Annotated in this window: 8 protein-coding genes; 2 read left to right on the top strand and 6 right to left on the bottom strand. The window is 52.2% G+C overall.

Going from position 1 to position 13,556, the window contains the following annotated elements; translation table 11 throughout:
* From OEV49_05925 to rsgA, 6 genes are all read right to left on the bottom strand, one after another.
* On the bottom strand, window positions 1-333 hold the full coding sequence (locus OEV49_05925; protein MDH3890602.1) for a PadR family transcriptional regulator: 333 nt from the start codon (window positions 331-333) through the stop codon (window positions 1-3).
* 566 nt (window positions 334-899) lie between these two features.
* Window positions 900-3,020 (bottom strand): methyl-accepting chemotaxis protein, encoded by a 2,121-nt coding sequence (locus OEV49_05920; protein MDH3890601.1) that lies wholly within the window; start codon window positions 3,018-3,020, stop codon window positions 900-902.
* A 398-nt stretch (window positions 3,021-3,418) separates the two neighbouring features.
* Window positions 3,419-4,750: a Fic family protein gene (locus OEV49_05915; protein ID MDH3890600.1), complete on the bottom strand. Its 1,332-nt coding sequence runs from the start codon at window positions 4,748-4,750 to the stop codon at window positions 3,419-3,421.
* A 366-nt stretch (window positions 4,751-5,116) separates the two neighbouring features.
* Window positions 5,117-7,291, bottom strand: coding sequence for a DUF1926 domain-containing protein (locus OEV49_05910; protein ID MDH3890599.1), 2,175 nt, complete (start codon window positions 7,289-7,291; stop codon window positions 5,117-5,119).
* A 4-nt stretch (window positions 7,292-7,295) separates the two neighbouring features.
* A complete protein-coding gene (locus tag OEV49_05905; protein ID MDH3890598.1) occupies window positions 7,296-8,198 on the bottom strand; it encodes an MlaD family protein in 903 nt (300 codons plus the stop codon).
* 60 nt (window positions 8,199-8,258) lie between these two features.
* Window positions 8,259-9,164, bottom strand: coding sequence for a ribosome small subunit-dependent GTPase A (gene rsgA, locus OEV49_05900; protein MDH3890597.1), 906 nt, complete (start codon window positions 9,162-9,164; stop codon window positions 8,259-8,261).
* 143 nt (window positions 9,165-9,307) lie between these two features.
* On the opposite strand from rsgA, the gene secA reads away from it, so the two are divergent.
* A complete protein-coding gene (gene secA / locus OEV49_05895; protein ID MDH3890596.1) occupies window positions 9,308-12,283 on the top strand; it encodes a preprotein translocase subunit SecA in 2,976 nt (991 codons plus the stop codon).
* Window positions 12,283-13,389 (top strand): toll/interleukin-1 receptor domain-containing protein, encoded by a 1,107-nt coding sequence (locus OEV49_05890; protein ID MDH3890595.1) that lies wholly within the window; start codon window positions 12,283-12,285, stop codon window positions 13,387-13,389. Before secA ends, OEV49_05890 begins: the two co-directional genes overlap by 1 nt.
* Window positions 13,390-13,556: the final 167 nt, after the last annotated feature.

Below are 13,556 nucleotides of genomic sequence, written 5' to 3'. Positions count from 1 at the left end.
TCACGACGCTCCCCACTGGGGCTTCCAGCTGGCCTGCATCCTGCTCATAGCTTCCATGTGTTGTGAGAGGGCTGTTTCACCCGGGGCCTCAATCTCAAAGAACTTCTTGGCCCGGCCACCACGCACCGGAGAAGGCTCACCGAGTCTCGAAGACACCAGACCTTTGCGTTCAAGGCGGTAGAGAGTCGCGTACAAAGCACCCACCGACACATCCAATTCAGCATACTCAAGTAGCTCTCGACGGATGGCAACCCCATACGCTTTTTTGCGAAGACGGGCAACGGCCATCAGTACAGCGAATTCAAGTTTTCCCAGAAATTGACCTTCAGCCAATATTCGACTCCTATCTTCGGCGGTTGTCCTATTTCTTTTACATAATAGAACAAACTAGTTTGTTTGTCAAGTGTTTATCGCCAAAAAGGAAGAATCGGTCCTTTCGAGTGGTCATTCCCTTCCCCACCAGTACCCATTCCGACCCCAATCATAACTTAAACTATTCCCAAATAACAGCTTATCGCCCGCTTCAGTTTGGCACACGGTCTGCAATAGAGCAGTGGTAAGGAGATAAGATGATATGGAAATCAAAGAATTCTTCTATCTGTTGCTTGTAGCCGTGCCCTGGATACTCTTTGGCACCGGCTGTCTGATGGGCTCCGACAAGAAAAAGCTCCACAGGTGAATTGCCCATAAATGGTTCCCTGGCGCTTCGCGCGCTCTCACTCTCCGACTGCGCTCATGCTTCGACTGCGCTCATGCTTCGACTGCGCTCAGCATGACAGGGTGAAGGCTGGATACTGGCCTCCGCCAGTATGACAGGACGACGAATGGCGGGTTCGATGATGTACGGTGTCAAGAGATAGTATACAGTTTGTGTCAGGACCGCAGGGCTCCTGCCCTACTTATTTGCTACCACTCTTTGCAACTTTGAAACGACTCATCATCTCCCGAAGAGTTTCCGCCTGCCGGTTCAACTCTTCAGCCGCCGAGGCCGATTGATCCGCCCCGACTGCGGTCTCCTTGGTGATGGTCGAAACCTGCTCAATGTTTTTGGAAATCTCATCGGCTGAAACCGATTGCTGATCGGTGGCGGTGGCGATCTGCTGGACCATTTCCATCACTTGCTGAGACATGGTGACAATCTCGCTCAGACTGTTACCGGCTCGATCGGCCAGTTCACGGCCTTTGTCGACCTCCTGGACTCCGGCTTCCATAGAGTTGACGGCATCTTCGGTTTCACCCTGGATACCTTTGATCATGTCGGTGATTTCACCGGTCGCTTTGCTGGTACGTTCGGCCAGCTTTCGGACCTCATCGGCCACGACGGCAAAGCCCCGACCCTGCTCACCGGCTCGGGCCGCTTCGATGGCGGCGTTCAATGCCAGCAAATTGGTCTGGTCGGCAATGTCGTCGATCACAGAGACAATCTCGCCGATCTGATCGGCCGACACGGCCAGTTTGGCAATCGACTCAGCCGATGAGCGCACGGTGTCGGCGATTCGCTGCATTCCCTGGATGGAGTCGTTGACAATCTGACCGCCGGAGGTCGCGGTTTCAGCCGCCGATTTGGATGTCTCGGTAGCATCGCCGGCATTCCGGGCCGACTCAACCACTGTGATCGACATCTGCTCGATAGCCGTTGCCACCTGGCTGATCTGATGTGCCTGACTGTTGGCTCCTTGTGACATCTGGTCGGACGAGGTTGATATCTCAGTGGAGGCCGAAACCAATTTGGCTGCGGCCTCGCCAAGTTGGCGGATCACCGCTACCAGGTTGCTCAGCATTGTTCTGAATGACATACCAAGAATATCCTTATCACTTCTGGGTTCAATCGACACGGTCAGGTCATTGTGGGCGATTTTCTCGGCGGCTGAGGCCAGTGATTTCATGTACTCGATAAGCTCCCCGAAAGAACCGGCCAGGGCGCCCAGTTCATCCTGGGATCTAATATCAAGACGCTGTTCCAAATCTCCGGTGGAGACATGACGTGCCGCTTGGGTAATCTGTATAATCGGCCGCGAGATGGAACGGGCGAAAAACGCGCCAAACACAAACAAGAGAGCAACCATGACACCGGACAGAATAATCAGCGATAGTTGCAACGAACTGACATCGGCCAGAGCTTCGGATTCATCCAGCTCGGCCATGAGGCACCACTGCATGTCGCCGATCGTAAGAGGCGTCGAGGCCGATAAGACCTGTCGACCGCGATAACCGGCCACGACATCCACTCCGGTCTCCCCGGCCAGGCCGTATTGGCAGGTTGAAGTCTCGATCTTTTGTTTCAGCATCGTCGGTTGGCTTGAAAACCGAGAGTCGGATCGCATCATGAGGTCTTTGCCGACCAGGTACGTTTCACCGGATTGACCCAGCCCGGAGCTTTCCTGCATCATCTTGTTCAGTTGCCCCAGTGGGATTTGCAGTATCACCTCACCGACCAGATCGCCGCCGCCGTCATGGATGGGTGCACCGACAAACGACGCGGGAGCTCCTTGGTTTGGTGTATAGTCGGCGATATCCACCATGGCTGTGCCGTGCTGCGCCTGTTTGAACAAATCGCCAATGTTCTCACGCGAGTATTGACCATCGACTAAGTTGGTTGTAAAGTCCGGCCCTTTGTCGATGGAGTATACAATGGTACCACCGGCCGAGACCAGGTACAGATCAGAATAACCAAACACTGTTTTATATCGCTCCAGCCACTTCGCATACGATTCTTCCGCATCACGGAAATCATCACTGTCGGCCCCTTCGGACAAGATAGCGTCCTCGAAATCCTGCACGGCACTGACCACAATGGGATTGCCGGCCAGAGCCTGAACATCGCTCAAGCGTTCCCGAAAATAGCCTTCGACCTGAGTCTTCTTGACGGTACACAGCGAAACCAACTGATTGAAGGCTTGTTTCTCCAAAGCGGATTTCGAATTGTTGATAGCAAAGAAGCTCATCGTTCCCAAAGGAATCAGCCCCACCAGCAAAAAGACAGCGACTAGCTTGGTGTTGATCTTCAGGCTCTTGAACATAACAATGTCCTTTCTAAAGTACGTTCCTTGTAAGTGAAACTTGTTCCGACAGAACATGATGGCCAGAGGTGGCGATTGGTCGAGTCGGACCACTCTGTCTCGGTCTGCACACTACCGCTCCAATCCAACTTGCTGCATTCGGACGGTATCACAATTCTTATGATACTCGACATCTACTCTCGATAATCGGCCCGAGCAAAAGAGACTCGGACAATCATCCCGGAAGAGAGTCTATACACGATGAATCGGTTCAATTTCGGTCGGCCTTGAGGCGGCTGACTGTCCAACCATTGCACAGCCGAGGGGGCGGAGATTTCGGCGCCGGTACAATCCATCCAACTATCTGGGATATTGATGTTAAGACAGAGGATTAGACAATAATCGACCAGAAACTTAGATCAGAACAATTCAGATATAGCCTTTGTACCTCTAAATGGGCGATCGCGCCCGAGCTTGGTGGAAGACAGAAGACCGAGCTGCTCAAGCTGCTCAAGGTCTTTCCGAGAGGTCGGCCTTGATACGCCATGGATTTGTGCGTAGGTCTTTATAGCTGTTGAAGCACTGCTGTTCTTGTGGAGATATCGTAGCAGTTGAATCTGCCTATCGTTGAGATTGTATTTCGCTCTTGCAATCCCCGCCATCTTGCGATTCTGAATCTCTTTCCTTTTACAATAAGTTTCGAAATCACGCTTCGCTTGTGTGATTCTTCGGAAGTTATAGTCAATGAAATACGTCAGATCATTATCGTCTTGTTCAGAGTAAATATAGGCGTCGCGATACTGCGCCGGCGAGTTCTTTATAACCTTCGAGACCGGCAAATACGAGAATGCCCAATAGTTATTCTTGAGTAAATACCAATAAAAAAGTGTTCTGGCCATTCTGCCATTTCCATCAGCGAAGGGATGCAGAAATCCCATCCAAAAATGTATAAGAATCGCCTTTATTAGTGGATGAACAAACTGGACCTCTTTGGACGTGTCATTGGCGTACTGGATGAATCGTTTGATCTCCTTCTTCATGAATCGCTCAGAAGGCGGAACATGATAGACAATATTAGTTGCAGCATCGCATACCACAATTTCATCCTTATCGCGTCGGAATCTACCGACCAGGCTATCGTCAATAGTGTCTTTGGTAAGCATTACGTGCAAATCCAACAGTGTTTCTATGCTTAACGTTTTCTTCCCTAACTGGCTTTCAACCGCACGCATCGCGTTGTAGTTGTTGATGATCATTCGCTCCGACTTATTCGCAGGTTTTCGTTTCTCAAGCAACATTTGTTTTGCAACTCGACGCGTTGTATTGGCTCCTTCCAGTTGGGATGAAGCTATAGCTTCTTCGATTATACCACGAGTGATGAACCGTTGACGTGTCGCGTCGTCATCAATGACATTTGCCATGAGTGCGCCGCCGAGCTCCATATCTATTTCGTGAAGGAAGTAGTCCTGACCGGGGAGTGGCTGCCAAGAAAAAGGCGTGTCTCGTTCGTCGCGAATAATCGTGTTTGTGCGATTTGGTGAATGCTGTCGAAACAGCTTTATTAGAGACCAGAACTCCCCTGCGCTGACGCCTTGAGGGCGCGACTTGTATTTTGCCTTATCCCAGAACAAGTACTCGGGTCGACTCGTGCTTTCAATGAATTTGGAGAAGTCTTCACCCTTCAAAATGCGATCCAGTACTTTATCAGTGTTGGCGCTTATGTCTGGTTTAGTAAGTTTGAAAACTTCCATGTTCTTGGTTGCTCCGGTTAGGTCAGCGGCAGTGAATATGTAAACTCTTTATGTATACTTTACATATATTATACATATTTCGATACGTAAAGTCAACACATATGTTTTATATATGTTTTACATGTCACAATATAATGCAATCTGGTGTTAGTTAACATGTTAACCAGGCAACTAACAAGATAAACCCCAATCTGCTTGGTGACAAAGACTTACGTGGCTTGTGTGAAAACTCAAGAATGGTGGTTTTCGCGCAGGTATGATCGACGTGAAACGCACTGCTTGGCTTGTCAAAGGGGGCCTAGAAACGGCTCAGAGAAAACTCCCTTCAACAAGTGCTCGACAGGCCTTGTGTTGACGGTACCCCCATCACGGCGACCCGGCCGCCGACATTGTTTTGAGACCGGCTTCGAATTTCGCCAGGTCGCCCGCGTAGAGAGTCAGATTAATCTCCACCGGTTGCTCGCCAAGCTGCAAACGGTAGACGTTCACGAAAGTGGTGCCCTGATATACTTTTTCAAAGCCACCTTCGGAAAGTGATACCGTAAAGATGGGGGCGTGCCACAACTCGCACTCCTGATCTGAGTCCAGAGCCACGGCCAGAGATCGATACTGGTCTATCATGGCCCAGGACCGCTCGTGTTCGTGGCGTCCGGTGGAATCCAGATAGGAGTTGATAAGCTGCCGCTTGTTGATGAGGATGGTTCTGTCTTCGGCATGACCGGCCTGGAAACTGAAATTGTTCTCAAGGGCAAAGGTAGCCGTCACTGGTTCTTTGGATCGCGAAGACAACTGGTAGCGAATCTCAATCTGATCGCTGTTGGGAGCAAAAGTGAACTGCTTTTGGACCGTTACCGGCACCACGTTCAGCGGTCGCCACAGATGACCTTGTCGAACCAAACTGACTTTGGACGATGAGCGATCGGTTTCCACAGCGTAAGGTTCCAGAATAAAATCGCCCTCTTCGCCATACTTTCCGGCCAGGAACTTGTCGAAGTCAACATCGTCGGTCATGAAATGATCGATAAAACAGCGTTTGAGATACCAGTCTTCGTTGAGAAAATTCTTCAGCCCTTCTTCTTTGGCCATGACGACATCGTGAATGGACGCAGTAACATCTTCGGAGGCGTTGGTGATGGCACGATCCAGTTTGAGATGGTATCCTTCGCGTCGGCGGGTGAGCGTATCAGTGATGCAGTAGTTGTGTTTGTTCAGGGCCAGGTCCAAAAGCAGGCCGCCTCTTCCCGGCTTGAATACGGCGGTAAAGGTTCCACTTTGCAGCATGACCTCATCGACACCGTCGGCATCGTAGTCGTACACGGAGAAGTTGGTCGGTTGAAGGTCCATCAATTGGTCCAGCGTGACATCCGCTTCGATCAGGCTTTCGTACACGGCCTGGCGTATATGCGGTAGGTAAAGGCCGCCAAAGACGCCATGCCAGTAAGGACAGTTGCACTGACCGGCGTACAGACGGTCACGTGCGTTATCGGCAAGTTCGGTCTTGCCGGGGTTGAGCCGTTCGAACTCAGCCAGCTTGTTTGAAACCGAGAGCATCTTTTTGTGCATCAGGTTGGATTCTTCATACTTGGACAGGAAGCCCCGCCAGTGTCCACCACGGACAAACCGTCCGTACCGTTCGAGTTGACCCTGATCTTCAAGCCATGTCTCCAACCGTTCGTACTCAACAAAAGCAGTTGACGGCAGCGCCCAGTGCAGCATCTCAGAATACGAAGCCGAGGGCAGATAGGCCCGTCCGACAGGTTCCAATGCGGCCGCCTCACCGAGCGTGATGACTTCCAGCCAGTCGGAGTTTTTTTCGATAGCTTCAAAAAGCCGTCTCAGCCATTCTTCCTCATAACAATGCCTGAAAGTCTTGGGCCAGACACCGAACTTCTCACCATCGTCGGCATAAATTGCCAGTCCCGATGAATTCCGTTCCGCCTGCACTTTGAGTTCTTCTATTACATCCTCCACCGTGCCGAACGGCAGCAGGTAGCGCAGACGTTTCTGAATCGGCAGCAGTGTCACGGTGTGCCCCTCGTTCTCGGTCACGAAAGGTCCGCCCAGTTGGTTCGGCTCAAAACCGGCGTACAGAAAATGAGTGTCGTCAATCGGCAGGTAGGAGACGCCTGCCGCAGCCAGCAATTTGGGCAGGTGCGGTTCCCAGATTCGTTCGGTGAGCCACAGCCCGGAAGGAGCGACCTCGAAATGATCGTGCAGATAGCTGGTGAGTTCCTTAATCTGCCCAAGGGCATCGCGTTCGGGCACGGCGGTCAGGATAGGCTCATAGAAACCGCCGGTCATCAGTTCGATCTGACCCTGGTCGACCATGTTGCCGACCAGTTGGAAATAGTCGGCATGAGCCAGTTTCTGCCAGCGCCACAGGATACCCGACTGGTGCAGGGAGAAACGAATGCTGGGATGTTCGGTGGCCAGTTTGAGAAACGGCAAGTATGCCTTCTGATGCGCTTCTTCGAAAACCGCCTCGAAATTCCCCACCGGTTGGTGGTTGTGCAGACCGAGAGCTAATCGGAATTTTGCCATGGGCTCAGAATATCTCCAAAGTCAGATTTATGTACTTACGCGGATTGGCGCGTATATCATTAACAAGATCATCAATATTGTCGGCGGTTTTGCGCAGGTCATCATACAAGCGTCGGTCTTCAATGAGTAACTGCAAGGTACCTTCCGGATTGTTCAGATTGTCGGCGAACTCCCGGGCCGAGATCGACAGGGTGTCCAGTCGTCCCACCATCTGTTCGAGGCTGGCTGTTACCCGATCGGCTCTTTGCAGGCTGGAATCTATATGTCCGCGGTTGGTCTTGAGCATAAGGTTGAGTTCCTTCGAGGCCGAGAGAAAATTCTCCGCCGTCCGGTCCAGCTTGGCCTCGTTGCGCTCCATGTAACCGGCCAGTGACGATGAAACCTGTTGAAGGTTTTCCAGGCTGCTCGAAAACAAACTTAGTGAGGAGTCAGACCCGACCGTTCGCTTGAACGATATTACCAGATTGCGCAACTCGGTGATCATCTCCCCCATCAGCCCCATCACTTCCGGCAGACCGGTGTCATACAGGCCGCGCGCGGGTCGGCTGAAGTCAAAGCCTTCCTGGTCTCGTCCCGGCGTGATAGCCACGAATCGCTCCCCCATAAGGCCGAGGTTCTTGATTACAATCTGCGCATCCTTCTTAAGCATCACATCCTGGCTTAGCCACAACTCAACCTCAACTCCCTGTGGAGTCAAACGAAGGTCATTCACTTTTCCTTTTCGCACACCGGATACGGTCACACCATCGCCTGCGGCCAGGGTGCCGACATCGTCAAACAGCACCAGGACTCGCTGCGAGTTGGCTTTGAGTTTGTAACCCTGCAACCAGTACAACGATCCGGCCAGAATGACGATTCCGATCAGGATAATAACGCCGACGCGAAATTCTATATTCTTGCTTGCCATACTATTCTTACAATATCGGTAAGTCGGCTACTTCAATTAAGTTAACTGAGCGAAATACTCTCACAGGCTGTCGGCTATGGCCACATAGTTGTGATACCGAAAGTCAGCGATCAGACCGTCTGAGACCGCTTGTTTAACCGCGCAGTCCGGCTCGTGCGTGTGACTGCACGGTTGAAACCGGCACTGTTCATTATACAAATCAAACTCGGCAAAGTAGTAGGGCAGTTGGTCGGTGTCCACCTCCCACAGACCCATCACTTTCAGGCCGGGCGAATCGACCACAAAGCCGCCGTCGGGCAACTCATACAATTCAATATTGGTCGTGGCGTGTGTTCCGCGATCACTGAAAGCCGACACTTCTTTGGTTTTGAGTTCCAGCTTGGGGATAAGTCGATTGAGCAGCGTAGATTTGCCCACTCCGGAATGACCGGCAAACAATGTGCGACTGACGGCCAGATTGCGTTCCAGATCATCGACACCAACACCTGAGACAGCCGATAGCATGAAAACCGGGATGCCGATTTTTTGGTAAGCTGCGGCGATTGCCTTTAGACTATCGGACCAATCGAGATCAACTTTATTGATCACCAAAATCGGCTCAAGCGAGCCCACTTGGGCCGCGACAAGAAACCGATCTATCAATCCTGTTTTGAGAGCAGGTTGTTTGGCCGAGACGACTATCGCCAGTTGTTCGAGATTGGCCGCGATCACTTGCAGTTTGCCTTCGACTCCTTTGGCCGGCCTACAGAACGTGGTGCGACGTTCCAGCACTTTTTCGATGGCGCCGGAACCTTCGTGACTGCGGCTGAACAGCACGTCGTCACCGACTGCCACCGGTGTGGTGTGCGCCACTTCGTCTTTTACTTTCTGACGTACTTCGCAACTGATCCGACTGCCGTCTTGGGTGCGTACTTCGAAGACTTTGCCGCGGGTTGCAACTACGATTCCTGGTTCAAACTTATCCATGTTCATATTCAATCTACCGGACCGAGCGGTTGGCAGCAAGAGGAAAGTGTGGGGTGGTGTTCCGGACCTCACAACTCTCATTGCCTCAGATATCAAATTTTCGTATCCTCCCTGAGTATAAACTCCAAGGAGTCAAAAGAGGTATGAAGAGTCTTATTACGAAAATATTCGGCACCAAGCACGACCGTGACGCCAAGAAAATGGAGCCGATGGTGCTTGAGATCAACGAGCATTTCGCAAAACTCAGTGATCTCTCAGAAGATGAACTCAAAGCAAAAACGGACGAGTTCAAAACGCGCGTGGCTGAGGGCGAGACGCTCGACGAAATCATGCCGGAAGCTTTCGCCGTAGTCAAAGAAGCCTGCCGGCGGCATCTTGGAACGTCGTGGGATGTGGCCGGGATCGACACCGAGTGGAACATGGTGCACTTCGATGTGCAGCTAATCGGCGGTGTCGCTCTTCACGAAGGAAAAATCGCCGAGATGGCCACCGGTGAAGGCAAAACGCTTGTGGCTACCCTGCCGGTTTATCTAAACGCGCTCGAAGGCAAAGGTGTGCACGTCGTCACGGTCAACGACTATCTGGCTCGACGCGATCGCGACTGGATGGGCGCCATCTACGAGTATCTCGGCCTCACCGTCGGCGTGATTCAGAACCAGATGACCAACGCCGAACGTCGAACGATGTACGAGAACGACGTCACCTTTGGCACGGCCAACGAGTTCGGGTTTGATTACCTGCGTGACAACATGTCACAACGGGCCGAGGATCGCGTCCATCGAAACTACAACTATGCGATTATCGACGAGGTCGACTCGATCCTGATTGATGAAGCTCGCACACCGTTGATTATTTCCGGTCAGGTGGAGCAGTCAGGGCACGACCGTTACCGCGAGATGAAACCGACTGTCGAGCGGATCGTGCGCAAACAGACCACTCTGATAAACGAGATGATGACCAAAGCCGAGGAACTGCTGGACAGCGGTAAGTCGGAAGATGAGTTCGAAGCCGGGATCAATCTGCTGGCGGCCAATCGGGGAGCGCCCAAGAACAAACGGTTCATGAAACTGCTTAAGGAAACCGGCATCAAGAAACTGATGACCGAGGTTGAGTCCGCCTTCATGCGCGACAAGAAAGTGCATGAGATCGATGACCGGCTTTATTATTTCATCGATGAGCGCGAGCATTCTATTGCCTTAACCGATCTGGGTACCGCCCAACTGTCACCCACGGAGCAGAAGCTATTCGAGATTCCCGACATTTCCACGATGTTGTCAGAACTTGACGGCGATGAATCGCTCACGCCTGAAGACAAACAGAAAAAGACCGAAGACATCTACCGCGTCCACGGTGAGTACTCCGAAAAGGTGCATGCAATCAACCAGCTCTTGCGCGGCTACGCCCTGTACGAAAAAGATGTTGAGTATGTCCTCCAGGACGGTAAGGTGATGATAGTCGACGAGAACACGGGACGTATCCTGCCGGGACGGCGCTACTCCGATGGCTTGCATCAATCGATTGAGGCCAAAGAAGGTGTTCGCATTGAAGCTGAGTCGCAAACGCTGGCCACCATAACGCTGCAAAACTATTTCCGCATGTACGACAAGCTGGCCGGTATGACCGGTACCGCCGAAACTGAAGCGCAGGAGTTGTTCGATATCTACAAGCTCGACGTGATGGTCATCCCCACCAACGTGGCCGTCGTGCGTGCGGATATGGAAGATGAAATCTATCGGACGCGTAAGGAGAAATACGAAGCTATCCTGGCCGAGATCGTCGAGAAACGTGAGGAAGGCCGACCGGTGCTGGTCGGTACGGTTACGGTGGACGTTTCGGAAACATTATCGCGACTGTTGAAGCGGCAGAACATCGCGCACAACGTGCTCAATGCCAAACACCACCAGAAGGAAGCGGAGGTTGTGGCCAATGCGGGGATGGCCGGAAGTATCACCATTGCGACCAACATGGCCGGTCGTGGTACCGACATCAAACTCGGCGAAGGTGTTGTCGATGCCGGCGGGCTGCACATCGTAGGCACCGAACGACACGAGTCGCGGCGCATTGACCGTCAGTTGCGCGGGCGTTCCGGCCGTCAGGGGGACCCCGGCTCGTCGAAGTTCTTCCTCTCACTTGAGGATGATCTGATGCGACTGTTCGGCGGCGACCGGCTCGGCGCAGTGATGGATCGGCTGGGTGTCGAAGAGGGTGAGGTTATCGCGCACAAGATGGTGACGCGCGCTATTGAACGAGCGCAAAAGAAAGTCGAGGCGCAAAACTTCGCCATCCGCAAACACACTCTCGATTACGATGATGTCATGAACGTCCAGCGCAAATGGATCTATGAACGACGCCTGGCCGCGCTGGAGCGTCCCTCGATCAAGGACGAAGTGGTCGAGTTGATCGAAGAAGTGCTCGAGTTGCTGATAGATTCCCATTGTCCGGACAAGACCTATCCCGAAGAGTGGAATTTGAAAGCTCTATCGGATGATTTGCGACAGGTGTATCTGTTGAACCTCGAGTACAAGCCGGAAGATATCGAGTCACTCACGCGCGAAAAGCTCAAGGAGAACCTGCTCGGTGCTGTGATGGGTTTCTATAATCAGAAAGAAGCCGCCTACGGCGATGAGATCATGCGTCAATTGGAACGGTATGCGGTGCTGTCGACCATCGACCGCCACTGGCGTGATCATCTGGCCGAGATGGAAGAGTTGCGCACGGGGATCGGGTTGCGCGCATATCACGGCGGGATGGGCAAGCCGATTGATATCTACAAGCGTGAAGCGTTCCGGACTTTTCAGGAGATGGTTGAAACGGTCGACAAGGAAATCATCAACCTCGTTTACAAACTACAAATCAAGGAGCCGGACAAATCGCGCGAGGAACGACGGCGTGACAAGCAACTGGTTTCGTCGCACGCCGACACCACCGGTATGGGTATGACTGCGCCACCGCAACCGAAACTGGCCGATGGACAACAGCAGAAAAACCCGATGGCCGAGGCTTCGCAGGCTGGCCAGCAGGATCGGACTTTCAAGCGCCAGACTAAGAAAGTTGGCCGCAACGATCCTTGTCCGTGTGGGTCCGGCAAGAAGTACAAAAAGTGCCACGGGAAGGGGTAGTGGCGCATTTGCATGATAAGTACGCCAATGAAGTGATTACCTACTCGGTGGTCAAAGGAGAGGCTGTTTACAACGTTGCCCTTCCGGTGAGAGCTTGGCCATTGACGGACGGCCGAATCACGGCGGTCTATCGTGCTTCGGCACGAGAATTGGGTGAGTCGGACTGGCAACCGCAAAACGTCATAGCCGGTGAGTTGGCCTTGGCGCAGATTAAGAGAGCAGAGGGAAATGTAATAGCAGCTCGGGCTGTTTTTACCTTATTGGGAACGGGCAAGTTCGAGTGCACTCTGAGTAAGTCGGCCCTTGAAGATCTCATTGAGGGTGAGGGAACGTCAAAGAAGATCATTAGATTAGAGATTCTGGAGTATATCGATAGGAGGATGGAAGAATATCCGAAACCGCCTCCTACGCTGATAGAAATACTGTCTGCGCTTCCTCGCAACCCAAATAGAATCATAGAGTCTCTAAATAACCTGTCTATAAGAGGACGTTTATTATTGGCGTCCCTCAAGGGTCCTGACTTTCCTACCTCCTTTGACAGCATGTTGTCTGCGGGACACAATCAAGAGTACGAGATGTTGCAATGTGCTGTGAACATAATTCCAGGTGCTGATGACAAAGTACACCAGGAGGCGGAGGAGTATCGAAGACGAGCGAAAGATCAACCCGTGATCGTGGGCCCACTCCGTGCTTTCATCAGTTATTCGACGAAGGACGCGAAACTCGCGGGGCAAATCCAAATGGCATTGGAGAAGCATGGAGTCAAGGCATTCTTGGCACACGCGAGCATCGAACCGTCTAAAAAGTGGATGACCAGTATTCTGAACGAACTCAACGACTGCCACGTGTTTCTAGCACTGCTAACAGAGAACTACAGAGGATCCGAGTGGACCGATCACGAAGCAGGCTATGCGGATGCTCGCGACAAGAAGATCTTTCCCCTGAAAGTGCTTGATGATCCGCACGGGTTTTTGAGTAAGTTCCAGGCTGTTGACCTCGATGTCGAAAACGTCGCGCCTGCCTGCGAGAAGATCTTCGAGGTCATTCGTGATGACGCGGAACTTAGTCCGCTGTTAAGCCAGTCGGCGTCCAACCACGTTACATAGCCATAGATACAGAGCTTCTTCAAAGTCCCCTCTTGAGAGGGGATATAGGGGTGTGTTATTGGTTTGACACCGCGAAGAACACACCCCGCCCCGCCGTCGGCGGGGCACCCCTCTCGAGAGGGGAAAAGAAAAAGAAAAGATGATGGATTCCTGCTTGTACAGGAACG

This window comes from Candidatus Zixiibacteriota bacterium (assembly GCA_029860345.1).
In the GTDB taxonomy this organism is placed as follows: domain Bacteria; phylum Zixibacteria; class MSB-5A5; order GN15; family FEB-12; genus JAJRTA01.
The sequence above is the reverse complement of the archived record's forward strand: the minus strand, read 5'-3'. Positions and strand labels throughout refer to the sequence as shown.